Source organism: Exiguobacterium sp. SL-10 (genome assembly GCF_004337025.1).
Lineage (GTDB): Bacteria > Bacillota > Bacilli > Exiguobacteriales > Exiguobacteriaceae > Exiguobacterium.
In genome coordinates this window covers 94,027-119,881 of record NZ_SJUP01000008.1, presented here as the reverse complement: position 1 = coordinate 119,881, position 25,855 = coordinate 94,027, and the positions used below count along the sequence as shown (strand labels likewise).

Genomic DNA, 25,855 nt, shown 5'->3' with positions numbered 1-25,855 from the left:
ATCTCCCATGCCGCTCGGGCACAGGAGATTCGATTTACGAGACTTGCGCTTTTTCTTGTTCGCGAATCAGGTGGTATTGTTCGAGGATCAACTTCGTCAGCGTATCGTCCTCATGCAATTGCAAGTACTTTTCCACCGTCGACACGATGCCATCTTCTTCGATAGACACATAAAGTTCAGAAGATTCTGAATCCTCAGGGTTGTAATAGGTCAAGGCAGCCGCGATTCCGTAGGCGAGTTCATTCGGTTCGATGCCGTTATCGATGAGCTCACGGGCCGGTTTGACGAGCCGGTCACTCGGTCCAAGTTTACGGATCGGTGAGCGGGCGACGCGTGAGACCTCATCTTTCAACTTTGGATTTTCGAACCGTTTGATGATTTTTTGAATGTATTGGCTATGTTCTTTCGCCTCGAACCCGTACTTTTCAAGAAGGAGCCACCCCGTCTCATACAACGCGCCTTGCACGACTTGACGGACACGACGGTCTTTCAGCGCCTCGTCAATCGTTTCTTTCCCGAACAAGGAACCGATGTAAGAGGCAATGGCGTGACCGGTGTTGACCGTGAACAGCTTCCGCTCGATGTATGGCCCAATCTCGTCGACCCACGTCACACCTTGAAGCGGGGGCCGCTCGGCCAATCCTTTCGTCTCGATGACCCATTCGTAGAACGTTTCGACCTCGACGAAGAGCGGGTCTGCGTGTTGCTGTAACGGGACGATCCGATCGACGGCCGCGTTCGGGAACGAGACGTTCGCTGTTCCGACGCCACCTGACGACTCGATTGCTTGGTGGAGCGATGCGCTACCGCCAATCATATTTTCGCAAGCGATCACATAAACCGGTGCCGACGTCTCGCGTTCACGGAGCCCTGCACTGATCAGCGGCGCGACTTTCGGCAGCAGTGTCGGTCCGACCGCAGTCGTGACCAAATCGGCCTCGGCGATGAGGGCGATGACACGTTCCGGATCGGTCAGGCTGTTGACGCCGCGGACGCGATCGACGACGATATTGTCGACGCCTTCTTCGGCAAATCCGACTTCATAGAACCGCTTGTCTTCTAGCGCCTGGATGACAGTATCGTTAATATCGACGAACGTGACCTCGTAGCCACTCTGATTGAGCAACAATCCGATGAAACCTCGTCCGATATTCCCTGCCCCAAAATGTACGGCCTTCATGACGCCACCTCTTCCATGAATAGCGACAAAATCTCTTCTTTCGTCTTCGCCTGGACAAGGCGCTCGACGTTATCCTCATCTGAGCAGATGACCGCGATTTGGGACAGGAGTTCCAAATGTTCGTCATCCACCCCAGCAATCCCGATGACGAGTTTCGCCGTCTGGCCACCGAAGTCGACGCCGGCCGGCACTTGAAGGATGGAAATCCCCGTCTTTTGAACGGCGGATTTCGCTTCCTCGGTCCCATGCGGAATCGCGACTTGATTCCCGATATACACGCTCGAGAGCGCTTGACGTTCGTGCATCGCTTGGACGTAAGCCGGTGACACGCAACCGGCTGTTTCTAACACTTCACCGGCTGCATCGATCGCTTCGGCCGACGTGTGGAACGATTGGTTGAGTCGAATCATCTCTGTCTGAATGAATGGCATTTTAGTTCCTCCTATACCTAAAACCTTGTCTCTGTCTGCTGTGTTATGAGATTTTGCTGCGTTCTGCTTTGATTTCTTCGATCAATTGGTCGTAATAGTCGGCGTTCAAGAAGTTCGTGACCGAACGGTGAATCGCATCCGGCACTTGTGCTTCGGCCCGGTCCGTCAAATCCTCATGGGTGATGACGAATTGGGCGTCTTTCGGCAATTGGCTGATTGACGTGTTCGTCACTTTGATCGGCAAATTCGCCTTGTTCACTTTATTGCGAAGTACCGAGGCGCCCATCGCGCTCGAACCCATCCCGGCGTCACAAGCGAAGATGATGTGATCGATTTTATCGAGACGGTCGTGAACGAGAGCTGACGCATACGACTGTTTGCCTTTCATCGCGCTGACGTTTTGCGTCGCTTCTTCAAGTGACACCTCTTCTGCCGCACTTGATTTCAAGATGACGCTCGCCACGGCGAACGTGACCGCTGCCGACAAGAGGATTCCTGTCACAAGCCCGAGGTACGAACCGCGTGACGCCATCGCGAGAATCGCGAAGATACTACCTGGTGACGCTGGTGCGACGAGGCCGACATCGAACAAGACGAATGTGAAGACGCCTGTTGCGCCCCCTGCGATCATCGCCAAAATCAAAACTGGTTTCATCAAGACGTATGGGAAGTAAATCTCGTGAATCCCACCGAGGAAGTGGATGATGGCCGCCCCTGGTGCCGTCCGTTTGGCCGCACCTTTCGCGAACACCATGTAAGCGAGCAGTAAACCAAGACCTGGTCCCGGGTTTGCTTCAAGTAAGAACAAGACCGATTTTCCGGCGTCTGCCACTTGGTCGACACCGAGCGGGCTTAAAATCCCGTGGTTGATGGCGTTGTTCAAGAACAAGATTTTTGCAGGCTCGATGAACAAACTTGCGATCGGCAACAATTTTGCGCCGACGATCCAGTCGACACCGGCTGCCATGACTTTATCAAGGCCGCTCATGATTGGACCGAACACTTCGAAGCCACCGATCATGAGAAGACCACCGATGATTCCGACCGAGAAATTGTTGACGAGCATTTCGAATCCAGCTTTGACTTTGCCTTCGATGAGACGATCAAATTGTTTAATGACATATCCACCGAGCGGACCCATAATCATCGCGCCGAGGAACATCGGAATGTCCGTCCCGACGATGACCCCCATCGTGGCGAGTACCCCGACGACTCCGCCTCGTACGTCATGAATCAACTTACCGCCGGTGAACCCGATCAAGAGCGGTAACAGATACGTGATCGTCGGACCGACGAGTTCTGCTAATTTTTCATTCGGCCACCAGCCTGTTGGAATGAAGAGGGCGGTGATAATCCCCCAAGCAATAAAGGCGCCGATGTTTGGCATGACCATTCCGCTCAGGAAACTCCCGAACCGTTGTACTTTGACTCGAACCCCGCCCGAGCCAGCTTGCGCATTCGCCATGTATAAAACCTCCAGTCGATTATTGTGAAAGGTAGATTGTTGTCGTGTAGCTAACCGGTTTGTGCTCTACACTCGTATTGTAGTCTCAGCGTAAGCGCTTTCTCAATTCAATTCAGTTCACACTTTGGCAACATTTTATGCCAAATAAAAAAATGACCACGGCGGGTCATTTCTCGTGCAACGTATCTTGAATCATTTTCTTCATACATTCATGAAGCAAGAGGCGTAGTTCTTTCTTTGAACCGTTACTGTATAAGTTCATATGGCGCTCACTCTCGATGAGCGAACCGCTGACCGCGCTCAAAAACTGGAGTTCGGCGTCCTCCGCCTCTTCCGGCGCGAGCAGGACGAGCAGACGCGACACCGATTCGGTCGACTGATCCATCATGAGGAGTGGGATCGAACGGTTCAAATCGAAGGCGAACACGCTCGCCCGTTCGATAGACGTGTGACGTCCATGGAACAAGGCCAGTTTCGTTCCCGGAATCCCAAGCCCAGCTACTTCGTGACGCCGGAGCAATTGAGCTGACAATTGGATGCCGCTTTCGACGAGTCCACGTTCTTCAAGATGCGTCCCGATATCGAGCAAGATGTCTTCAAGCCGGTCACTATTATCGAGCGTGACGAGATCGAACTGCCGGTCCATCCGTTCGAACGTCTCGACGAGGGCACCGAGTTCATTGAAGTCGAGCATCGTCGAATGGCTCTTCTCTTTCGTCTGGAACGACTGTGGGAGGGATAACAGTAAATGGCGGACGCGTTGCACTTCTTCGTTCGTCAACAACGGGTTGACGATGAGTGTCGGCACCGACAGCGGCGGCAACGGCACGGTCGACAAAATGACGTCATAGTCGTCGAGTCGATGCTGTTCGAGACCGAACAACGACGAGTTGACGACGTCCTGCATCTCTGGGAACTCTTGTTTGACCCGGTTGACGAGCATCTTCGAGGAGCCGAGACCGGCCGAGCAGACGACGAGAGCCCGATATTCCCGGCGCCGGACCGGTTTGACGAGCGCGGCGGCGAAATGCATCGCCCAAAACACCGTCTCTTCTTCTGTGAACGTGTTCGTCCCGAAGACGATATCGGCCGCCTGTTGAATGGCAGACCGTAAATGTGGATAATCGCGGTCGATGTGCGGACGGACCGTGTCCGTATCAGGGAGCGCTTGGGTGTTCATACTCGACAAGATATGGGCGAGGAGCCCTTTCTCGAGCGCGGCGTCATCGGTGAAGGCGAACCCGTGAATCAGTGAGACGTGATGAATGAGTTTATGGACCCGAATCTGCATGACCCAACGCTCTTCCTCATCTTCTTTCATCTGCTCCTTCAACGACCGGAGCCGGTTCGCTTCCTCGGCGAACCAGACCCGCTCCGCCATCGAGAACGGCGTCCCGAGTGCCGTCTCCATATCGAGCGCGACTTTCAAGTAGTCGTCCGAGCGCCCTTTCGTATACATCTCTAAGAAGAAGCCAGCGTCTAGTCGAGCTTGTTGTACACCATAAGCGAACGTCACCCGCATGATCGTCCGGTCGTCCATCCGCTCATACGGATGTTCCTTTAAATAATCGTAACCGTCACGAAGCGCTTCAAGCATAGTGTCACAAGGGACGGTCTTTAAAAAGGCTGGGATATAGTCATCCTCCCCACGCACGAAACGATAGAACGCGAGCGTGTCCCAATGAGCGAGCAGCGCATTGATCATCAGCTTCCGCTTCTCGGCTTCCAAGCCGAGCACCCGGGCCCCGACCCCTTTCTTCCGCTCGACTTCAAGGTGATACTCGTCGAACCAACGATCGAGTTTCTCAAGGTCTTGTGTGAGCGTGCTCGGTGAGACGTGCATCTGTTTTGCAACCGCCTGCAGCTTGAGCGTATCTTTTTCAAACAGTAGCCGCCAGGCGAGCTCGAAGATACGGTCCTCCGCCGTCGGAATCGCCTCGGCCGACAAGATCAAGTCTTCGCGTAACTGTTGTTTCGCATCGGAACGCCCGATGAGGCTGAGGCCGTGCCCACGCTGCCAAGCGAGTTCTAACTCGAACTCGCGCAGGATGCCCTCGAGCAGTTGACGCTCCCGTTGAATCGTCCGCTCAGACAAATTGACCGCTTGCGCAATCTCCGCGAGCGGTGTCGACGTCTCCGTTGCCAATAGATGTAGTAGGATTGAGCGCTCTCGGGCGCTCCACTCATGTTTCATATGCATTCACCCATTCCTCGACGAGTTGTCGATATTCCGTGAGCGATAACATGTGTCTGACCGAGCGAACGTGCGCGGTCGGATGATCGATCGTCTCCGTCCCGGCTTGATAGATGATCAATTCGGCGTCTTCCGGGATATCCCGATACGTGCCGTGTTGAATCACACACGACAATTTCCCTGAACACGCCTCGGCAAACAGCTTCGCAGCCATCGCGCTCGTGACGAACCCGCATGGACAGGCAATATATACGTTCATGTCAGACCTTCTTTCATCGCTTATCTTTATCTAACCATACGTTGCAACCGCTTACTCCACCTACTATTTTGCTTGTTGGCAAAGATATCGGCAAGCAGTAAAAAGCACCTTTCCTCAATCGGAAAGATGCTGTGTCTAAAGTTAGACAGTCTTCAAGCGATTCCGTGTATGAATCGACTTCATGACAGCCCGGGCGATCGGTTGGGCGAACAATAACTCGACCCAGAACGCGATGCCGAAGTTACGGAACCACGTCGGGAAGAAGTGCTGTAGCGTATCAAAGTTGATCTCTCCCATCCCAATCCATGGCCCGATGATCGTCATGAACAATGAGATCATGGAGACGTTCAACACGATGTTCAATAAGATGCGGGCGTTAAAGCCGTCTGCTTCTCCGGCAAAGCGTTTGAATAGCATCCCGGCTGCCGGTTTGACGATGAAGCGAATCAAGATCATGAGCGCGATCCAGGCGAACGGGATGATTTTGAGCGTGTCGATATAATGGTCGACACTAAAGCCGCGTTCCATCCCGACGATAATCGGGGCGATCGTGTTCACGGACAAGATCGAAATGATCAGCATGAACAGGACGCCTTCTTTAGGATTTTGAGGTAATCGGTCTTCTTGGTACATAAGTAAGCCTCCATACAACATATGATTTCAGAGGGTAGACGTAATCTGACGACATATATTTTTGGTCTATGACCAATATCTCTACAAACTGATTGTCATAGTGTAGCAAGTTGGAGGCCTGCTTCGTAAGCATTATTTTTTAAAATTATTCAACCGTCACCGATTTTGCCAAGTTACGCGGTTTATCGACGTCGCAACCTCGAGCGAGCGCGGCGTAATACGCCATGAGTTGAACCGGTAACACCGTGATGAGCGGGGCGAGAATCGGTTCGACGTGCGGCAAGATGAACTCGTCGTTCTCATGCTCGACGCCTTGCATCGAGATGATACACGCATTGGCACCACGGGCGACGACTTCTTTGACGTTGCCGCGGATGTTCAAGTTCGTCTTCGGTTGCGAGATGAGTGCGATGACCGGTGTGCCGTCTTCAATCAAGGCGATCGAACCGTGTTTGAGCTCTCCGCCCGGGTAGCCTTCTGCTTGGATATACGAGATCTCTTTTACTTTGAGCGCGCCTTCGAGACAGACCGACGCATCGAGGCCACGTCCGATGAAGAACGTGTTCGGCGTCGTCTTCAAGTAGCGGTCCGACAAATCTTCAAACAGTTCTTTTTGAGACATGATCGAGTCCATGATCGTCGCGACGCGCGCGAGTTCCGGCATCAACTCGAACGGCAACTCTTTCCCGTTCGCCCGGGCGATGTCGTAGGCGAGAATGGCGAGCACGGCGATTTGGGCCGTGTATGCTTTCGTCGACGCGACCGCGATCTCCGGGCCAGCATGGAGGAGCATCGTCTCGTTGGCCTCACGCGAGAGTGTCGACCCTGGCACGTTCGTCATCGTGAGCGCCTTGTAGCCGCGCTTCTTCACTTCGACGAGGACGGCCCGGCTGTCAGCCGTCTCTCCAGACTGTGACAAGAAGACGAAGAGCGGACGTGAACTTAAGAGCGGCATATTGTAGCCGAATTCCGATGAGACATGGACCTCGGTCGGGATACCGGCAATCTGCTCAAGGATGTCTTTTCCAACGAGCCCAGCGTTATAACTCGTGCCACAGGCGACGATATAGATGCGGTCGGCTTCCGAGACGAGCGAGCGCACGCCTTCTGTGAGCTCGATGTCACCGGCGTCGTTCTGGTAGTGCTGGATGATGTTGCGGATGACGGCCGGTTGCTCGTCCATCTCCTTCAACATGTAGTGCGCGTACGTGCCCTTCTCGATGTCTGACGCATCGATCTCGGCCGTGTACGGGGCACGTTCGAGGACTTCGCCGTCGAGTGTCTTGATCGTCGCCGATTCGCGCGTCAAGATGACGATCTCACCGTCGTGGAGCTCGAGGTACTGGTCCGTCACTTGGAGCATCGCCATCGCGTCAGACGCCACGACATTGAACGTGCCGTCGCCGAGACCGACGAGGAGTGGTGACTTGTTTTTGCCGATATAGAGGCGTTCTTTATATTCCGAGTCGATCATCGCAATCGCATACGAGCCGTGGAGTTCAGACAACGTTTTGCGGAACGCCGCCTCGACGTCATGTAGCGCGACAAAGTTCTTCTCCATCAACTGGACGATGACTTCCGTGTCCGTCTCCGACAAGAACGGCACGTCGAGCGTCGCCTTGATCTGCTCGTCGTTCTCGATGACACCGTTGTGGACGAGCGTGAAGCGGCCCGTCGTGCTCTGGTGCGGGTGGGCGTTCGGGACGCTTGGCACGCCGTGTGTCGCCCAACGTGTGTGGCCGATCCCGATGACGCCTTCCGCTTCGACCGGTACGATGTCACGAAGTGCGGCGATGCGACCGACTTCTTTGAACACATGCACATCGTCACCGACAAGCGCGATTCCGGCCGAGTCATAGCCTCGATACTCGAGCTTTTCCAACCCTTTCAATAAAATCTCTTTCGTTCCGACTTGACCGATCATCCCTACAATTCCACACATACAAAAATCTCCTCTATATTCGATTTCTCGAAAAAGGAAACGGGCTTTTTAGAGTGCTGTCAACGTGTTCCTCATTGTCCGTCCGGTCACCCGAACGTTTTAAAAGAACACTTTTAGTCGTGACAGGCGACTAGGAAGCATCCGCCGAAACATCGATTACCCCCACCTCGTCAACTCCGTAGAGTTCTGGCGCTTTTCTTTCATAGCTGGCCGTTTCTCCAGATACCCTTTCATGCTAGCCGGTCTCGATCGAATCCGAAAGTGTTTATGTCACAACAGAATCCGATACTTTTTTACTGTTCATGCAAAAGTCACCACTTTCACTAAAAAGCTACTTTTTTAACAGGGTTGTCCCGTCGAGCTCGTTCGGGCATGATGGAAGTATATATAGATGAAGTGGAGGAATGGCTATGAATATCGTCTTTCTCGTCATCGGCATCATCTTATCAACAGCATCGAAATGGCTACAGATTGAAGGACAAAGTGAGATTGGAGATTTTCTCGTGTTTCCGGCCGCCTTCTTCTTGGCGCTCGCACTCTTGTTCAGCTTCCCGTTCTTTAAAGAATGGTGGGATGACCCGTCGCTCCGTCCGAAAGCGTATCGCTTTGCCGGACTTGCTGCCGGCGGCGTCTTGTCATTCCAGCTCTTCGCCTGGCTCCTGTTCGGGCAAGGCGAGTGGATCGGAAGTATGTTCTTGATTCCGTTCTTCATCTGTCTCTACTTCGTCATCCGCACGTTCAAATGAAAAAGGGGAGCGCCTAGGCGTTCCTCTTTTTTAAGAGATGTCGAAGTCGAGTAGGACTCCATAGTGATCACTCGGCAGTACGTCGGTGTTCGGGTCGGGCGTCTTCCCAAACACGTCCACGTTCGAAATGGAGGGGACGCTCCTTGCATCGTGACGCAATAACACCCAATCATAGCGCTCTGGTCGTTTCAGTAAAGCATCCTGCTTCAAATACGGATTATGTACATAGTCTAACGTCGGCTCATCCCCACCACAGTCACATGTGGCGACATCGATCCAGCGATGTTCACTCAAGTAGCGATGAATCTCCGACTGCGGATCGTCATTGAAGTCCCCACACAAAATCTCGTAGCGTTCTCCCGCACCGGTCCACTCGCGGACCGCTCGCACTTGCGCTTCCCGAATGTCCGGCGACCTCCAATTTAGATGGACGTTCGTCAATCCGAACGCGTGACCTCCGGCTTGAAACGTCACCCGCATCGCACAGTAGTTCACTTCTTCTACATCGTGGTGCCAAATCGCATCTTCTGTATCGAGCGGAACTTTACTTAAGATAGCGAGCCCTTCATCGGGTGAGTCCGGATAGGCGAGAAACACGCAACACGGATAGCCCGTTTCGTTGGCGATCTGCTCGGCTACACGGATGCCTTGCTCCCCTTCCACATACGTTTTGACTTCTTGAAGCGCCAGTAGATCGGCATCAATCTTCTGCACTGTGGCACAGATAGATTCGATTCGTTCGGACCAGGATGTCGGATTGTTCCAGATGTTGAATGTCGCAATCCTCATATGCCAGCCCCGCTTTGGTACGTATCTGTCAGCACAAATCGTTCGCTTTCTTGAAGCTGTTGAATCGTCCAGCTCAACTCCCCGAAAGTGTTGTCGAAGTAGTAACGGTCTGGTGCATCCGAGCTTAGAAACTCGTTCCGTAATAGGATCACCCGCTCCCCCATCTGCGCATCGATTGGTCTGTGCTGATCGCGTCGGACGTGAACGTCTTGATTCGCCCATAAGATAACGTAGCGTACTTCGATTCCTTGCGCGATCCAGTGCGCCGTGTAACGCTTCACGTCTTGCCAAAACGCGACCCAGTCCACAACGACGTCATAGCTTGCTTCAAGAAAATTATCGGTTAAAGATACTATGTTCTTCCATACCAGGTCGTTCGCCCGCTCCGATTCCCAAGGTCTTTCACGACCGGACACCGTCATATGACTGATGTCGTCACCAGACACGTATGCACTCTTCTCCATGACTTGAGCGAGCCGTCTCGCCGTCGTCGATTTCCCTACGCCAGCCGGTCCCGAGATAATCCATACCTTCCGCTTCATCAATTGTTCCCCCTTCAACATGTAAAAGGAAGCACCTAAGCGCTCCCCCACTTTTGTTCTTCCCGCAATTCAGCTTCCGTGACGTAGTGATCATCGAGTTGAGCCATATGCCGTTCATACAGACGATGCTCGAAAATGGCAAGCATGTATCCCCCTAGACCAATCAAGGCGAACGTTTGGAGTGAAATGAGATCCGTGAGCAATGCGTAAACCCACAATAAGAAGAAGGGTAACATCACGAGCCCAAAGATCGAGTTGAGGTGAATGAGCCGCTTTGCTGCATCCGACTGCAAAAATTGCTTTTTGATGTTCTCTCGTTGCCACATCTTGCGAAAATCAGGCAGGCCCGCTGCGATGCTGAGAAATATGACTGTCATTGGTGATAGCCAATTATATTCCATTGAGAAAAATAGAAGCACGGCCAACACCGCTGACAAGAACACGTGTGTGGAATGCTTTCTCTGATCGAACGCCGTCAATTCACGCATTTGGCTGCGCTTATCCATGCTCTCGTTCCTGCTCAATCTCACGGGCTTCTCGAATCAATTTTAAGTCCTCTCCCGTCAAATAATGACCGTCATGCTTTTGGATGATGCGGTCGAGCCATCTCCCTAAAAAGGCAGCTCCCCAGAAAAAGGCTTGCGACAACAAGAATGCCTGGAACGTTTGTGGTTGTGTCGTCTCATAAAATACGACAATCCCGTAGTATCCAATCGCGCTAAACCCAATCAAATAAACCGTATATCGCAGCGTGAGCAGCTTCCGTGCTTTTTCGTTTTTCACGAACCGGAGCCACATGAAGAATCGAGCGGTTTCGATACTAAACAGAAGAACGAAAATCGCTACTAAGAATACGAGGAAAAATGAATCTGGCATGTCCCAGTACGATGCGTAAACGAGCATTCCAACGATTGCAGAAACAGCCAGGATGCCAAAACCCCAACCGGTCCAGTTTTCAAATCGAAGAACCGTATCAATCTGTTGTTTGGATTGCGGTGATAGTTCCATTCAACTCATCCTTTCAATCAATTCGTCACAACACTTCGACTTTTAAAAATGTATTGTTATTTTTGGTGATCGTCCCATGCGTCATCCTCTTGTTCCAAGATTTCTGAATAGGTTAATAACTGCGGTTGATGTAAATCGATTCGTTGTTTCCATTTTTTCTCCCGATAAGATCCTGTTAAATTCCAAAGGGCGACTACACCGCCAGTTAAAATAAAGGCACCCTCGTTTACGTACAGCGGAATGAACAGCGCAAATAATGAAGCGGCCTTAATCCAGCAGTCAACGAGTCGGTAACGTAACACCTGCACGACGGCTTGATGGTCGGCAAAATGACGCACGACTCGATATTCCATGTATCCTTTATAGGCCATTCCTATAGATACGATCAACATGACTGGGATGATCCACGTCGCCTGTGTCCATAACATAACGATTAACGAAATCAAGAAAATGAATAGGATCGGCCAGCCAAAGACCCGTTCGAATTGCTTGGCACGTTCTAACGAGATATCAAATTGACGATCCATTCGGGACCCTCCCTTCAATCACTTCCTCATACGTCGGTAGCTCTGGCCCAACTTGTTTAAGTTTTTTGACAAACCACTTCCGCCGAATCGGACTCAACACTCCCCATATCCCAAAAAAGAGACCAATCAAAAGACCGAGATCTTCCGCTGTCAGCAGCGTCACCATGAGTGTCGTCAACAAAAGTGCGTCCAGCAGTTCAAAAACGAATTGGAGCATGAGGATCCGATGCGCCTTAGGATGCTCCGTCACCCTCCACATGATGCGCATTTCTTTATAGCCTGTCACAACGATGATGAAAGAGACCGAGCCCATGATGGGAATGAGCCACATTTTCTCCAACAACAAGGCGACGATGAAAGCTGTGACATACAGAATGAGGACGGGTGCCCCATAACGTCGCATCCGTTGAACCCATCTCACGTCCCGCTCCATCTTAAATCGCCTCCTTGTTTAACTGTTTATACTTTATATCATGACGTTTCGTTTGCGTTTCAACGTTCCACGTCCATAGGAAGGCGCCTCCGATGAAGATCATCACGTATACGTACGCCACGTTTGATGTGAACAAAATCCCATGATTCAATCCAAGAAAAAATGCGACACTGTTTATGCCATCTCGAGCAAGTTGGCGACGATACAACCCCTTCAATTCTGGGTGGAATGTTAGGCGCATACGATAGCGTTTCATATATAAAAGATTAAGTGGAATGAGTGTACAAGCGATGTACAGGGCGCCCCACTTGAGTTCAACCGTCCAGAAACTGATGGGTAGCATCAGGACAAAAAATGTTCCAAAAAGACCAAAAATCCATTGATCAAAAAGTCGGGCCCATGCCTTCTCTTGCGTCATCCGCTCATTCATCTCTTCAATCGTTCCTTCCCTGATTCCTCTAACAGTGGGATACGTTCACTCATCTGCTTCTGGAATGATCGGCCGAACACTACCCATAGGAGCAATGCGATGAATATCGTCAAACTGTCATATTGTAAGAGCAGGAGCACTACAGTTATTGAAATAAGAATCGTTGAGCTCACCAAATCATATACGAGATCCCACTTAAGTAATCGTACTAAATCACGTTCGCTTATATGTGTACGCCGTATTCGATACTTTTTCACATCCAACACAATCATGGCGATTCCAATCACGACAAGCGGAATGGTCAACCATAAGTAACTTCCGAAATAGGATATAGCAAGCGCCATTGATGCGAACGCAACGGAAGCATAGCTTATGCGAAGAGGTGACTTCCCCCATGTATTCTCCTCCATATACCAACGTGTCTCTTTCACTTAAGGCACACCCTTTCATTACAATGCTTACCTTACTCATACGTGCCCTATCACCTAATTGTTTCATATTTTCCAAATATTCTCGCAATGAATCGTTCGACGTTTTTCAACAATTGCCGAAGGATTGTCCGCCATCCCGATTCAATTTCTGATATACTGATAGCGTATTCATACCTACAAATTTTGTTGTGAAAGGTGCAGACAGTCATGGGTCCAAAGTATAAGCAAGTCGCTGAACAAATTGAGACGGATATTATGAATCACGTCTATCAACATACGAACAAGCTCCTCACCGAGGACGAATACGCCAACAAGTATGGCGTCAGCCGTAACACGGTCCGAAAAGCGATTGAGATTCTCGTCAACAAAGGTTATGTCTATCAAGTCCAAGGGAGCGGCGTCTTCGTCCGTGACCATTACATGAGCGATTACGTGAACCTCGAAAAGTTGCAAGGTCTCACCAGCGACTTCAGTGGACGGAAAGTCGAAACACAAGTCCTTGATTTTGAATTGACGACAGCGAACGATGAAGTGGCTGAACGGATGAAGTGCAACGTCGGCACACCCGTCTACTACGTCAAACGTCTCCGGCTCGTCGATGACCATCCGTTCTCAGTCGAGGACTCGTATTTCCGAAAAGACCTCGTCGTCTATCTCGACCGGAATATCACCGAACAGTCGATTTATAACTACTTCCGCAACGATCAAAAACTCGCTATCGGTTTTGCCGACCGTGTCATTTACGCCGACTTTTTGAACGCGGAAGACGCGACACTGCTCGGACTGAAAGAGAACGACCCGGCCCTTCTCGTCGACAACACCGTCTATTTGACGAACGGTCAAATCTTCGACGTATCGCGCTCGACACATCATTTCCGCCATGTGAAGATGCTCAAAGTCTCTAACATCAAGTCCTAAACGCACTCGAGAGATTGTTCTCGCGTGCGTTTTTTTATGTTCACATTTCAGACGAAAAGAAAGGGTTTACATGTAAGCGGTATCGTGCTACTATCAACTTGTAGAATTTGTACCTATGAATTTTGGTTATCCATACAAAAAGGAGAGATACTATGGTTTCTGAAACAATCGAAATTACGCCCGAAGATATCTTCGGTTTAATCGCTCTCTCAGGCGACGCCAAGGCAAGCTACCATCACGCGATGCTCTTGATGCAAGAAGGTAAAGCAGAGGAAGCGGCTGAGGCAGTAAAAGCTGGTGACGCGACATTGAAAGAAGCGCACGCCATCCAGACGAAATTCGTCACACTCGAGGCACAAGGGAAAACGGCTACGGTCGGCGTCCTCATGGTGCACGCGCAAGACCACTTGATGAACACGATCCTCGTCAAAGAGATGCTCGGCTATATGATGAACATGCAAAACGAAATCAACCAATTGAAAGGAATGGATCAAAAATGATGAAAATCGGACTCTTCTGCGCAGCAGGTATGTCAACAAGTATGTTAGTCGAAAAAATGAAAGCGGTTGCTGCTGAGCGAGGCCTGGAAGCCGAAATCGCAGCTTACCCAGAATCAGAAATGGAAACGTACGTGGACAACCTCGACGTCGCGCTTCTCGGACCACAAGTCAAATACTTGCTCGCGAAAGGCAAACAAATCTGTGAGCCTAAAGGCGTTCCAATCGACGTCATCAACACAGTCGACTACGGCATGATGAACGGAACGAAAGTATTAGACCACGCGTTAAAACTCGCAAATAAATAAACTGAGGTGACCACTTTGAAAATGCCAAACAATTTCTTGTTCGGTGCCGCATCGGCTTCTTACCAAGTCGAGGGCGCATGGAACGAGGACGGGAAAGGACTCTCGAACTGGGACGTCTTCTCGAAAATTCCTGGAAAAACATTTGAAGATACGAACGGCGACGTCGCAGTCGACCATTACCACCGTTATAAAGAAGACATCGCACTCATGGCAGAGATGGGACTCGAATCGTATCGCTTCTCGATCTCATGGCCGCGTATCTTCCCGAACGGCACAGGTGAAGTGAACGAAAAAGGACTCGAGTTTTACAACAACTTGATCGACGAGTGCTTAAAGCACAACATCGTCCCATTCGTGACGCTTTACCACTGGGACCTCCCGCAAGCGCTTGAAGAAAAAGGCGGCTGGAAAAACCCAGAGACGGTTGACGCATTCGTCCGTTTCGCCGATACTTGCTTCCAATCGTTCGGCGACCGTGTCCGTCACTGGATCACGTTCAACGAAGCTGTCATCTTCTGCTCGCTCGGCTACTTGACTGGGGCACACCCGCCAGGCATCGAAGGCGACGTTAAAGGATACTTCCAAACGACGCACCACGTCTTCGTCGCTCACGCTCGTGCCGTCGAGTTGTTCAAACAAAACGGATACGAGGGCGAAATCGGAATCACGCACGTGTTCAACCCGGCTTTCAGCATCGATGACGCCGAAGAGAACAAATTCGCCGAAATGCACGCGAACGCTTATGCGACACACTGGTTCTATGACCCGATCTTGAAAGGTGAATATCCAGCGTACGTCGTGAAAGGACTCGAAGAGCAAGGTCTTCTTCCTGAGATGACAGACGAAGAGCTCGACCTCTTGAAACGAACGGCTTCAATGAACGACTTCATCGGCCTCAACTACTACAGCCCGCAACGCGTCATGAAAAATGACTCGGCACTCGTCATGGCCGGTGGCCGTGAGAACTCGACAGGCCGCCCGGGTAACCCTTCATTTGATGGCGTCTACAAGACGGTCATGATGGATGACAAAGTCTACACGAAATGGGCTTGGGAAATCTCACCGGAGGCGTTCCTTGACGGCATGCACATGCTCAAAGATCGTTACGGCGACGTGAAAATCTACATCACAGAGAACGGTCTCGGTGATGTCGACCCGATCGTGGACGGCGAGATCCTTGACGACCCACGTATCGAATACATCGAAGGCCACTTGCGCGCTGTGAAACACGCGGTCGAACAAGGAATCAACGTCGCAGGCTACTACGCTTGGTCGGCCATCGACTTGCTCAGCTGGCTCAACGGTTATAAGAAGCAATATGGCTTTATCTACGTCGATCACGCCAACGGGCTTGCTCGCAAGAAGAAGAAATCATTCTACTGGTACAAAGACATCATCGCTACTCGCGCTGAAAACCTATAAGGAGGTTCCCCATGAGCCGCTTAGAAACCGTATTTGAAAAATTCACGCCAGGGTTCGTTCGTTTCGCGAACGCCAAGCCCGTCCTTGCAATTAAGGACGGGTTCATCCTGACGATGCCGATGACGATCATCGGGTCATTGTTCTTGCTCATCCTCGCACTCCCGATTCCGGGCTGGGCTGAATTCATGTCAGGTCTGTTCGGAGCCGATTGGACGCTCCCGCTCACGCAAGTCGTCGGTGCGACGTTTGACATCCTTGCTTTAATCGGTGTTTTTGGAATCGCTTACTCGTACGTAAAAAACGAGAAAATCGAAGGTGTCCCAGCTGGTATCCTCGGAATCATCTCATTCTTGATCATCACACAAGCGTCTGTCCTCTCTGAAGGTGGAGAAACAGTCGGCGGAGTCATCCCGAAAGTATGGACAGGCGGACAAGGTGTCCTCGCTGCCATCGTCGTCGGACTCGTCGTTGGATTTATTTATTCGCAGTTCATCAAACGCGGCATCAGCATCAAAATGCCTGACGGTGTCCCACCAGGCGTATCGAACTCATTCTCAGCACTCGTTCCTGGTCTTGCGATTATCACACTTGCGGTCGCGACGTTCGCAATTTTCCAAGCAGTTGCGGAACGTACGTTCACAGAAGTCGTCTATGACGTGCTTCAAGCACCACTTCAAAACTTGACAGACACACTTGCCGGAGCCGTTATCATCATGGTGCTCATGTCAGTCATGTGGTGGTGTGGAATTCACGGTGCTGCCATCCTCATGGGGATTATGGGACCACTCCTTACAGCAAACGCGCTTCAAAACCAAGCACTCATCGATGCGGGTGAAACACTCGTCGCCGGTGAGAACGCAAAAATCGTTACCATCCAGTTCCTCGATGTCTTCACGAAGCTTGGTGGATCAGGAATAACAATCGGGTTCATCATCGCAACACTCATCGTCGCCCGTTCGGCTCACTTGAAGCAACTCGGTAAGCTTTCGCTTGCACCAAGTCTCTTCAACATCAACGAGCCGGTCATCTTCGGGATGCCGATCGTGTTCAACCCAATCATGTTCGTACCGTTCGTCATCGTTCCTGCCATCGCCTCGTTCATGGTGTACTTCTCAATCCTTTGGGGCTGGGTCGATCCGTTCAACGCACTTCAAGTGCCGTGGACGACACCACCGGTCATCTCTGGTTTCTTAATCGGCGGATGGCGTGCAGCGCTCTTACAGATCGCAACGATCGCCATGGCCGTAGCCGTCTACCTCCCGTTCGTCCGCATGCAAGACCGCGTCTCGTACGGTGAAGAGTTGAAAGCACAAGAAGAATCAGACAAAGCGTCAGCCTAAGCAAAAAACAACAGCCCTTCTCAGTGATGAGAAGGGCTGTTATATTTAGGGAAACAAGTAAGAAAGTGGACACTGGTGGAATGAGGGAGGGATTACATGACGAGAAAGATATGGCAATGAATCGCGTTTGCTATCGCTATTTTGCCTACGTCTGGTTTATCAATTGCTCTGATCAGTGGAATGCATATATCCAGAGACGAAATGAGAGATTTCTTGCTTATTTTTTATGCCATCTCGATTGTCATAATCTTGATTTCTCTTATCTTACCTAAGAAAGTTGGGAAACAATGAAACTGAATCACACTTCGCTCTTCTGTTTCTTATCAAGCATATCCGGCTTTGTCGGTCTTGCAACCCAATCTGTCTATCCGTTGTTTTTAAGCACGGCATTCCTTTTACTCGCCGGCTATCATTTTGGAAAACAACGTCACCCTATAACCTCTAGTAAAGGAGAGATTTGATTTGAAAAACTACACCCCTAGCTTCATGATCTTATCGAGCGCAGCGCTCGCCTTCGGGCTTGGCTTCAAGTCCATCATTCCGCATGCGATGTTGATCGGCATCGGTCTACATACGATTTTCCTTCTGTGTGCTGCCTATTCGTTAGGTAAGTATCGGGCGCACACATCGAAACTACATACATAACGCCATGACGGTCGTCGTCATGGCGTTTTTTCATTCAACCTTTCGAACGGGGAATTCACGCAACATCTCCCGTAACCCTTGTAAGAACTGCTCCACGCTTAAAACCGACGTCTCGAACGCAAAATCAAGCTCTTCTGTCTCGCCCCCAATCGGGTGCTCCAGATGGCCTCGCACATATACTTCATCCCCATCCGCGTCCCGTCTCGTCAACGTCAAGCTGATGAACGGTTCTGTCGGTGCAAACATGACTGCCTGCACATCACCCGCGACGAACGACTCGAAAAGTGGTATGTAATGCGCCACGAGCAGACTGTCGAGCATGATGTCGTCGAACGTGATGCGGTGGTCCGGCGTGTGCAGCCCGACCCAATTCTGATGCCACGCCGCATCATAGATGTTGTCGGCGTCCGGATAGGCGTACGCATAACTTTCAATCGACAGATCGATCAGTCCGTCACGAGACGCCAATTTCGTGAGTGCCATCGTCATCCGTCCTTTCTGAGTGAATAACCGTCAATCTCTTGGAGACGTAATCGTTTCTGATCGACCGCCGCATGGACGATGACCGTCACTCCTGGATTGAGCTCCATCATCTTCTTGATCTTCGTTAAGTCGTCGCCTTTGATCTCGACCGGTAAGACGAATTCGCCTTCCTTCAAGTGGATGAACTTGATCTTCCCTTTATCATCATATCCTGTCACTTCATACGTCGCATATTCACGTTTCATCTGAACTCTCCCTTTCATTCCTGGTCTCCCTTTATACGTTCCCCCCTGGAATAAGTTCCACACAAAAAATCCATCCCTGTAGCGGCAGGGATGGATCAATTTTACGCCTCGACGCTATCCGCGTGTTTGGCTTTATGGTCGCCGATGACGCCAGCGTACCATTTCGCGCTGTCTTTCCAGACGCGCTCTTGCGTGTCGAAGTCGATGTAGAGGATGCCGAAGCGTTTCTCGTAACCGAAGCTCCATTCGAAGTTGTCCATGAGCGACCAGAGGTAATATCCGGCGATGTTCATGCCTTCGTCGTTCAAGTCGGATACGGCTGTGAGGTGCTTTTTGACGTAGTCGATGCGTTTATCGTCATGGACTTCGCCGTTCTCAAGCACGTCGTCGTAAGCCGCGCCGTTCTCTGTGATGATGATTGGAAGGTCTGTGTACTCGTTACGTAAGCGACGGATCAGGTCTTTGAATTCGTTCGGGGCGATATCCCAGCCCATGCCCGTCTTGTCGTAATCGGAGTACGCAGCCACCGTCATGAAGTCGTTCGCCGCGCTGAACTCAACGAGTCCGCGGCTGTAGAAGTTGATGCCGAAGAAGTCGCACTCTGTCGAGATTGTCTCCATGTCACCTGGTTTGATGAAGTCATACGTGTGCACGTATTTCGCGAACAAGTTCATCATGTCGACCGGATACTGACCTTTGAAAACCGGGTCGAGGAACCAGCGATTCGAATAACCGTCCGAGTTGTTTTGGGCGAGTCGGTCATTTGCCGAGTCCGTCTTGGCGTATACCGGTGACAGGTTGAGCGTGATCCCGATCGGTGTCGTCGACTTCAACTCTTGCTTCAACAGTTCGACCGCTTTTCCGTGCGAGAGGAGCATATGGTGCACGGCGCGGACCGCTTCGTTCATGTCGCGATGCCCCGGTGCGTGGACACCGAGATGGTAACCGAGGAAGCCGGCACACCATGGCTCGTTGTGCGTGATCCATGAGTCGACGATGCCGTCGAGCTCATCGAAACATACTTTGGCGTAGTCGAGGAACCAGTCGACCGAGTCGCGGTTCACCCAGCCACCTTCTTCATGTGCCCACATCGGGAGATCCCAGTGGTAGAGCGTGACGGCCGGCTTGATACCTTCCTCACGGAGGCGTGTCGCGAGCGTCTTATAGAACGCCATCCCAGCCGGATTGAACTCACCTTTCGCCGGGAAGATGCGCGGCCATGCGATCGAGAAGCGATACGTGTCGACACCGAGCTGTTTGATATGCTGGATGTCTTCTTCGAAGCGATGGTAGTGGTCACACGCGACGTCACCGTTATGCTTCTCGAACACGCGTCCGTCGATGTCGCAGAACATGTCCCAAATCGACGGCGTACGCCCGTCTTCGTTATGCGCGCCTTCAATCTGATACGACGAGGTCGCGGTGCCGAAGACAAAGTCTTTGTTAAACTGCATAGTCCATTCCTCTTTTCTCTCTAGTTATTCTTTGACCGCACCAGCCGAGATACTGCTGACGATATACTTCGACATGAACAAGAAAGCGATCATGATCGGCACGACCGAGATGGCGATACCGAGGTAAAGGGCACCGAGGTTCTCGGCGACTTGTGAGCCTTTCAGGAAGCCCATGAGGACCGGTAACGTGTACTTCTCTGGTGAGAACAAGAGCACGAGCGGCATCAAGTAGTTGTTCCATGAGCCGATGAACGTGAAGATCGACATCGTGGCGACAGCCGGCATCATCATCGGGAGCGCGATCGTATGGAAGATGCGAAGCTCGCTCGCCCCATCGATTCGGGCCGCTTCGATCATACTGACATGAAGCGTGGCCTGCGTGTACTGCCGGATGAAGAAGACGACGAACGGACTCGCGATTGACGGAATGATGAGCGGGATGAACGAATCGAGAATCCCGAGCGTCTTCGAAATCTCGTAGAACCCGATGAGTCCGAGTTGGCCTGGGACCATCATCATGACGAGCATGAAGATGAACATCACATTTTTCCCTTTGAAGTCGTAGAACGCAAAACCGAACGCGGTCATCGCCGAGAAGTAACCAGATAACAGTGTGACGAGAACGGCGATAATCAAGCTGTTCTTGAAGCCGTTCCAGATGTTGATGTAGTCACTCAAAATCGCATAGTTCTCGATGAGTGCCGTCCCCGGGAGAAGAGAGAAACCAGACATGATTTCTCCGTTCGTCCGTGTCGCGTTGACGAGCATCATGAGGAACGGGATGAAGCAGACGATCGTCAAGACGATCAAGCCCGTATAGATGACACCACGGCTGAACAGTTTTTTCTTTTGCTTTTGTTGCGGCGGATCGACTTGACGCGGTGTCTCTTTGCGTGGCGGCTGCACTTCGCTGTCGGCGAGCATACGCCGTGATTCTGCATTTTGTTCCATTGCTTATGCTCCCTTCTGCGCAGCGCGTTCTTTACGGAACATGCCTTTGAAGACAATCGCCGAGAAGACGAGTGTGATCAAGAACAAGCCGTAAGCGACCGCTGCCGCATAGCCGTAGTTGTTATACTTGAATGCCTGGTTGTACAAGTAAAGTACCATCGTGTTCAATGAGCCATCTGGTGCGCCGATTCCATCCGTTAAGAGGAGCGGAAGGTCGAACAGTTGAAGTCCACCGATGAGCGATGTGATCATGATGTACAAGAGAATCGGTTTAAGTAGTGGCAGTGTGACGAACGTAAACATTTGCCAACGGTTCGCGCCATCGATATGGGCAGCTTCGAAGAAATCTTTTGAAATCCCCGACACGCCGGCCATGACGATGATGAACGAGTGACCGAACCACATCCATGTCAAAATGAGCGAGACGGACAGTTGTGCCGTCACCGGTTGCGATAACCAGTTGATCGGGTCCGAGATGATTCCTAGTTTCAAGAGGATCATGTTGAGTGAACCGTGCTGCCAGTCGAGCAAGATTCCGAACAAGAGCGCGACCGAACTGATCGTGATCAAGTTAGGCAAGTAGAAAAATGAACGGAAGAACGCGAGGCCCTTCAATTTTAGACGAAGATCTGAGAACAGGAGCGCGAGAGCCAGTGCAAGACCGATCTGTAAGGCAAAGTTTACTCCCCAAATCTTGATCGTATTGACGAACGCCTCGATGAAGTACGTATCCGTCAAGAGTCGCGTGTAGTTGGCGAATCCGACGACCTCTTCTCCCGGGCTGCCGGTATAGTTGGTAAAGCTGTAGTACAGGGTCAAGAAGACCGGATAAATACTGAATGTCAAAAAGACGACCCAAAACGGGGCAATAAAGGCATAGCCATAGCGGTCTAATTTTTTCACGTCGTGTTACTCCTTCCCTAGCAACCCTCAAAGGGGGGGAAATCCCCCCACGGGTTAGCTGGCCTCAGTCAACTGTAATGTCTGGGTAAGCGTTTTTCGCTTGTTTCTTGAACTCTTCGATCGCTTCTTCTTTCGACTTCTTGCCTTCTACGTACTGGAGGACTGAAGCGCCGTAGAGCGTGTCGAGCTGTTGGTCGTATTTCGTGACGATTCCCGGTGTGATTTCATCCGCTTGGTCGAGGAAGAACTCGTAGTTGTTCTGTCCGCCGAGGAACTCATCGCTGAAGTCGTCTTTGATTTTGTCGGTAACTGGTTTGTAAGCGAGGACGTCGCCTGTCTCTTCAGCCCAGCCAGTCAAGAACTCTTCGTCTTGTGTCATGAGCTTCACGAAATCGTAAGCAGCTTCTTTATTTTTCGATCCTTCGTAAACACCGAGCCATGTGCCGCCCCAGAAGTACGGGCTTGGACCGTTCGTGACTGCCCAGTCACCGGCTGTATCTTTCGCGCTGTCTTTCAAGACGCTGTGAAGGCCCCATGTCGGAAGGACGTAAGAGAAGACTTCTGTTTCCGTTTCTTTGCCGCCTTCTTTCACTTTGATTGGCTTCGACATCCCTTCGAACCAAGATGGTGACCATTCTGGAGCGAGTGCCGTGTATTGTTTCTCACGAAGTTCTTTCGCATAGTCCATGTAGTTGATTTTGTCTTCTGTCAACACGAGTTCGTTCTTGTCGTTTACCCATGCTTCTGGGTTCGCGCCTTGTGAGAACCAACGGATCGCGCCTTCGTCTGGGAACATTTTGTAGCCTTTTTGCTTCATCTTCTCAGCCACTTCGAAGACGCCGTCCATCGAGCTCATCATGTTGCCGATTTCAGTCGGATCGTCTGTGCCGAGGACTTCTTTTGCTAAGCTACGTTTGTAGTAGACGCCACCTGGTGTCGTTTGCCATGAAAGAGCGCGCACGTTGCCATCTTTATCTTTCCCGAGGTCGAAGACGTATGGAATGTAGTCGTCTGAGATTTCATTGACGTTGTACGGCTCGTCTGAAAGGTTTTCCCAGTAGCCAGCGTCAACCCATTGTTTGAGGAACGCAATCTCACCTGTGAAGACGTCCGGTGCCCCAACGCCGCTCTCAAGTGCCGGCTTAAGTTTTGTCGGATAGTCGGCGATTGGAACGATTGTCAATTCGACTTTGACGCCGTTCTTCTCTTCGTATGTTTTGATTGGTTCTTTGAGCTCATCCGTGAACGACCAAACTTTGAGAACGTCGTCTTTAGAACCTGACCCAGAACCTGAAGTCTCTTCGTCGTTTGAGCAAGCGCCCAAGACGCCGACTGATAGTGCTCCGATTGAGAGTAAGCTGACTAATTTTTTACGCATGTGTGAACCCATCCTTTTAAGTGTTTTAGAAAGCGTTTACAAAAAGAGGTAATGATTTGTCGAAAGCGCTTTCGGAAATACTGAAATAAAATATCGAAAGCGGTTTCGATTTAGGGTAAATGATTTTCGAAATCGCTCTCTTCTCTCCAGTCCGCTGAAGCGAACAGAGCGACTTCGAAAGATCATCGTGACTTGTTTACTTTTTGACCGGTGCGCAGGACGCCCGTTCAATTAACCGAACTGGGATGACGCGACGTTCAGTCCGGCGTTCTTTGGCTGTCATCTGCTCGATGAGCAGCTCGGCCGCCGCTTCTCCGATTTCGTCTGTATCTTGACGAATCGTCGTCAGCTTCGGTGTGATGTACTTGATCATCTCGATGTCGTCATAGCCGATAATCGAGATGTCTTCCGGGACCCGGAGACCGTGTTCATGGACGGCTTCGATGGCCCCGATGGCCATTTGGTCGCCTGCGACGAAGACTGCTGTCGGCGGTGACTCCAGTTGTAATAACTTTTCCATCGCCTGCTTGCCTTCTTCGACTGAGAAGAATCCGGCGTTGACCAAGTGATTGGGTTGAATCGGTAAATCGAGTGCATGCATCGCAAGCTCATACCCTTTCACCCGGGCCGCACCAGCGTCAATCGACGAATCTCCGGCGATATGCGCGATGTGGCGATGTCCTAACTCGTACAAGTAGTTTACAGCCATGCGGGCACCTTCCGTGTTGTCCGAATAGACGACGCTACAGTTGGCGCTATCCATATCGACCACGACGATCGGGATGTCACTTTGCATGAGCTCTTGTACTTGCTCGTCCATCCGGTCCGAACAAATCACGACGATGCCATCGACGGCTCGATGTTTGAAGTGTTCGAGATAACTCATGTCACGGTTCCGGAGGTTTCGCGAGGCGAAAATCAAATCATAGCCGTGCTCCTCGGTCGCGTGACGGAAACTTTCAATGATGCCGTTGAAGAATGGATGCTTCATTCCGACTTCGTTCGCTTCTGAGAACATGACCCCGATCGCCCACGATTTCTTCGTCGATAACGACTGTGCGTGTGCGTTTGGCAGATAGTCCATCTCAGCCGCAGCTTGTAATATTTTGGCTCTCGTCTTTTCGCTGACGTCCTTATAGTTGTTCAACGCTTTAGAGACGGTCGTGATCGAAAAGCCGGTTTTTTTAGCTAAATCATAAATCGTACCCATGTCATTCTCCTCTTCCCGAAAGCGCTTTCGGTAATTTGATTGTAGCGCATGAATTTGTAGGAATCAATTCTTTTTCGTGGAATATTTTGAGATTTATTTTCGTACCGTGTTTCTTCTATATTAACGGATAAAGTCACTTTTTGTCGTTAGTGTGTCCGCGTGTATAACCAAACGAGGTTCGTGAACTTTTGTACTTCCGTCTCTCCCGTCTCCCCTTTGAACAAACGTTGGAACGGCTTGAGCAACTGTTCGAGGACGATTTTCCGAAGCCGGTCTTGATGGAGCTCGTATGTGATCGCTTCAAACAAATCCGCTTGTTCCTCGGTCATTTTCACGTGCTCATGGATGCGCGCTGCCATCTCGATTAGCTCCTCTTTCGTGACGAGATTCTTATCCGTCGTCCCGCGCATTTGGTCGACCGTGACCGGGTTCAGGATATGTTCTCCAGTGTCGACCATCCGAGCCGCCATCAGTTCGACGTAGGCGTACAAATTACGAATCAATCGCTGAATCGAGTAGGCCGTGTTCGTGATCCGGAGTGTGAACAGGATATGTTGCAACATCCCGTTGAAGAGCACCGTCAACTCGACCGAATACGGGCGAATCGCTTCCCCGATAATCTCCGTCAGGCGCATGGCGAGCCACTCGATTTCATAGACGCGGTGTTGGAGGACGAGCTTTTTCAATTCGGGCTCATTCGCCGACATAATCGACTCGAATAAGGCATGGAGGTTCCGTTCTTCATTCAATTGAATGAGGATGGAAATCTGCTCGATAAAGACGTCCTTGTCGCGCTTGTCACGTCCCATCTGCATCTCAATCCGTCGTTGGCCGGCGTCATAGCGCAAATTTTCGAGAATGTTGGCGACACAGTCCGTCTTCGAGGCGAAGTAATTGTAGAACGTGCCTTTAGAGATGTTGGCCCGCTCGATGATTTCTTGGACCGACGTCTGCTGGACTCCGTTCTCAATGAACAAAGCCATGGCCACGTCAGCAACTTTTCGTTTCTTATCCTTCATATACTGATTGCTCCGTTCTATCTGAATTCTAGCTTAAGTATACCATTTTGAACCCTTAGTACAAAATGGTTG

The 25,855-nt window shown here is 50.9% G+C and carries 28 protein-coding genes; 7 read left to right on the top strand and 21 right to left on the bottom strand.

Translation table 11 applies throughout. The annotated features are described in order from the left end of the window. Positions 1 to 34: 34 nt before the first annotated feature. The 7 genes from EVJ33_RS10585 to glmS all read right to left on the bottom strand — a co-directional run bounded on the left by EVJ33_RS10585 (position 35) and on the right by glmS (position 8,104). A complete protein-coding gene (locus EVJ33_RS10585) occupies positions 35 to 1,180 on the bottom strand; it encodes a mannitol-1-phosphate 5-dehydrogenase (protein ID WP_131436943.1) in 1,146 nt (381 codons plus the stop codon). Next, on the bottom strand, positions 1,177 to 1,611 hold the full coding sequence (locus EVJ33_RS10580; protein ID WP_131436941.1) for a PTS mannitol transporter subunit IIA: 435 nt from the start codon (positions 1,609 to 1,611) through the stop codon (positions 1,177 to 1,179). Before EVJ33_RS10580 ends, EVJ33_RS10585 begins: the two co-directional genes overlap by 4 nt. 43 nt (positions 1,612 to 1,654) lie before the next feature. Beyond that, positions 1,655 to 3,076, bottom strand: coding sequence for a PTS mannitol transporter subunit IIBC (locus EVJ33_RS10575; RefSeq protein WP_131436939.1), 1,422 nt, complete (start codon positions 3,074 to 3,076; stop codon positions 1,655 to 1,657). 166 nt (positions 3,077 to 3,242) lie between these two features. Then, entirely contained in the window at positions 3,243 to 5,270 is a 2,028-nt protein-coding gene (locus EVJ33_RS10570; RefSeq protein WP_161566931.1) for a BglG family transcription antiterminator, read from the bottom strand. After that, a complete protein-coding gene (locus tag EVJ33_RS10565) occupies positions 5,260 to 5,529 on the bottom strand; it encodes a PTS sugar transporter subunit IIB (protein ID WP_131436935.1) in 270 nt (89 codons plus the stop codon). The genes EVJ33_RS10570 and EVJ33_RS10565 overlap by 11 nt, the downstream gene beginning before the upstream one ends. Positions 5,530 to 5,670: 141 nt before the next feature. Then, a complete protein-coding gene (locus EVJ33_RS10560) occupies positions 5,671 to 6,162 on the bottom strand; it encodes a DUF2798 domain-containing protein (protein ID WP_131436933.1) in 492 nt (163 codons plus the stop codon). A 145-nt stretch (positions 6,163 to 6,307) separates the two neighbouring features. Then, positions 6,308 to 8,104: a glutamine--fructose-6-phosphate transaminase (isomerizing) gene (gene glmS / locus EVJ33_RS10555; RefSeq protein ID WP_131436931.1), complete on the bottom strand. Its 1,797-nt coding sequence runs from the start codon at positions 8,102 to 8,104 to the stop codon at positions 6,308 to 6,310. Positions 8,105 to 8,514: 410 nt separating this feature from the next. Here glmS and EVJ33_RS10550 point away from each other — a divergent pair, with 410 nt between their 5' ends. Beyond that, complete coding sequence (locus EVJ33_RS10550) at positions 8,515 to 8,850, top strand: hypothetical protein (RefSeq protein WP_131436929.1); 336 nt, start codon at positions 8,515 to 8,517, stop codon at positions 8,848 to 8,850. A 30-nt stretch (positions 8,851 to 8,880) separates the two neighbouring features. On the opposite strand, the gene EVJ33_RS10545 is transcribed toward EVJ33_RS10550, so the two are convergent. The 6 genes from EVJ33_RS10545 to EVJ33_RS10520 are packed head-to-tail and all read right to left on the bottom strand — an operon-like array spanning position 8,881 to position 12,149. Further along, positions 8,881 to 9,639 (bottom strand): endonuclease/exonuclease/phosphatase family protein, encoded by a 759-nt coding sequence (locus EVJ33_RS10545; RefSeq protein WP_131436927.1) that lies wholly within the window; start codon positions 9,637 to 9,639, stop codon positions 8,881 to 8,883. After that, positions 9,636 to 10,181 carry a P-loop nucleotide/nucleoside kinase family protein gene (locus EVJ33_RS10540; RefSeq protein WP_161566930.1) on the bottom strand — a complete coding sequence of 182 codons (546 nt, stop codon included), beginning with the start codon at positions 10,179 to 10,181 and terminating at the stop codon, positions 9,636 to 9,638. Before EVJ33_RS10540 ends, EVJ33_RS10545 begins: the two co-directional genes overlap by 4 nt. Positions 10,182 to 10,216: 35 nt before the next feature. Next, positions 10,217 to 10,687, bottom strand: coding sequence for a hypothetical protein (locus EVJ33_RS10535; protein WP_131436923.1), 471 nt, complete (start codon positions 10,685 to 10,687; stop codon positions 10,217 to 10,219). Then, complete coding sequence (locus EVJ33_RS10530; protein ID WP_131436921.1) at positions 10,680 to 11,189, bottom strand: hypothetical protein; 510 nt, start codon at positions 11,187 to 11,189, stop codon at positions 10,680 to 10,682. Before EVJ33_RS10530 ends, EVJ33_RS10535 begins: the two co-directional genes overlap by 8 nt. Before the next feature lie 56 nt (positions 11,190 to 11,245). Beyond that, positions 11,246 to 11,716 (bottom strand): hypothetical protein, encoded by a 471-nt coding sequence (locus tag EVJ33_RS10525; protein WP_131436919.1) that lies wholly within the window; start codon positions 11,714 to 11,716, stop codon positions 11,246 to 11,248. Beyond that, complete coding sequence (locus EVJ33_RS10520) at positions 11,700 to 12,149, bottom strand: hypothetical protein (RefSeq protein WP_131436918.1); 450 nt, start codon at positions 12,147 to 12,149, stop codon at positions 11,700 to 11,702. The genes EVJ33_RS10525 and EVJ33_RS10520 overlap by 17 nt, the downstream gene beginning before the upstream one ends. 1,068 nt (positions 12,150 to 13,217) lie before the next feature. On the opposite strand from EVJ33_RS10520, the gene EVJ33_RS10510 reads away from it, so the two are divergent. The 6 genes from EVJ33_RS10510 to EVJ33_RS10485 all read left to right on the top strand — a co-directional run bounded on the left by EVJ33_RS10510 (position 13,218) and on the right by EVJ33_RS10485 (position 18,140). Then, complete coding sequence (locus EVJ33_RS10510; RefSeq protein WP_131436914.1) at positions 13,218 to 13,928, top strand: GntR family transcriptional regulator; 711 nt, start codon at positions 13,218 to 13,220, stop codon at positions 13,926 to 13,928. A gap of 152 nt (positions 13,929 to 14,080) precedes the next feature. Beyond that, entirely contained in the window at positions 14,081 to 14,428 is a 348-nt protein-coding gene (locus EVJ33_RS10505; protein ID WP_021065301.1) for a PTS lactose/cellobiose transporter subunit IIA, read from the top strand. Beyond that, on the top strand, positions 14,425 to 14,733 hold the full coding sequence (locus EVJ33_RS10500; RefSeq protein WP_021065302.1) for a PTS sugar transporter subunit IIB: 309 nt from the start codon (positions 14,425 to 14,427) through the stop codon (positions 14,731 to 14,733). The genes EVJ33_RS10505 and EVJ33_RS10500 overlap by 4 nt, the downstream gene beginning before the upstream one ends. A 15-nt stretch (positions 14,734 to 14,748) precedes the next feature. Next, positions 14,749 to 16,155, top strand: a complete 1,407-nt coding sequence (locus EVJ33_RS10495; protein WP_131436912.1) for a GH1 family beta-glucosidase — start codon at positions 14,749 to 14,751, stop codon at positions 16,153 to 16,155. Between the two features lie 11 nt (positions 16,156 to 16,166). Next, positions 16,167 to 17,495 (top strand): PTS sugar transporter subunit IIC, encoded by a 1,329-nt coding sequence (locus EVJ33_RS10490; RefSeq protein WP_131436910.1) that lies wholly within the window; start codon positions 16,167 to 16,169, stop codon positions 17,493 to 17,495. Positions 17,496 to 17,957: 462 nt separating this feature from the next. Next, positions 17,958 to 18,140 carry a hypothetical protein gene (locus EVJ33_RS10485; RefSeq protein ID WP_131436908.1) on the top strand — a complete coding sequence of 61 codons (183 nt, stop codon included), beginning with the start codon at positions 17,958 to 17,960 and terminating at the stop codon, positions 18,138 to 18,140. 30 nt (positions 18,141 to 18,170) lie between these two features. Here EVJ33_RS10485 and EVJ33_RS10480 read toward each other — a convergent pair whose 3' ends face one another. From EVJ33_RS10480 to EVJ33_RS10445, 8 genes are all read right to left on the bottom strand, one after another. Then, entirely contained in the window at positions 18,171 to 18,623 is a 453-nt protein-coding gene (locus EVJ33_RS10480; protein ID WP_131436906.1) for a WapI family immunity protein, read from the bottom strand. 2 nt (positions 18,624 to 18,625) lie between these two features. Further along, on the bottom strand, positions 18,626 to 18,868 hold the full coding sequence (locus tag EVJ33_RS10475; RefSeq protein WP_131436904.1) for a hypothetical protein: 243 nt from the start codon (positions 18,866 to 18,868) through the stop codon (positions 18,626 to 18,628). 101 nt (positions 18,869 to 18,969) lie between these two features. Further along, on the bottom strand, positions 18,970 to 20,322 hold the full coding sequence (locus tag EVJ33_RS10470; protein ID WP_131436902.1) for a GH1 family beta-glucosidase: 1,353 nt from the start codon (positions 20,320 to 20,322) through the stop codon (positions 18,970 to 18,972). Between the two features lie 24 nt (positions 20,323 to 20,346). Beyond that, positions 20,347 to 21,273, bottom strand: coding sequence for a carbohydrate ABC transporter permease (locus tag EVJ33_RS10465; protein ID WP_201739695.1), 927 nt, complete (start codon positions 21,271 to 21,273; stop codon positions 20,347 to 20,349). 3 nt (positions 21,274 to 21,276) lie between these two features. Continuing rightward, on the bottom strand, positions 21,277 to 22,176 hold the full coding sequence (locus EVJ33_RS10460; protein ID WP_131436900.1) for a carbohydrate ABC transporter permease: 900 nt from the start codon (positions 22,174 to 22,176) through the stop codon (positions 21,277 to 21,279). 64 nt (positions 22,177 to 22,240) lie between these two features. Beyond that, positions 22,241 to 23,554, bottom strand: a complete 1,314-nt coding sequence (locus EVJ33_RS10455) for an ABC transporter substrate-binding protein (protein WP_236634599.1) — start codon at positions 23,552 to 23,554, stop codon at positions 22,241 to 22,243. 196 nt (positions 23,555 to 23,750) lie between these two features. Next, on the bottom strand, positions 23,751 to 24,764 hold the full coding sequence (locus EVJ33_RS10450) for a LacI family DNA-binding transcriptional regulator (RefSeq protein WP_131436896.1): 1,014 nt from the start codon (positions 24,762 to 24,764) through the stop codon (positions 23,751 to 23,753). Between the two features lie 146 nt (positions 24,765 to 24,910). After that, positions 24,911 to 25,783, bottom strand: coding sequence for a TetR/AcrR family transcriptional regulator (locus tag EVJ33_RS10445; RefSeq protein WP_131436894.1), 873 nt, complete (start codon positions 25,781 to 25,783; stop codon positions 24,911 to 24,913). Between the last annotated feature and the right edge of the window lie 72 nt (positions 25,784 to 25,855).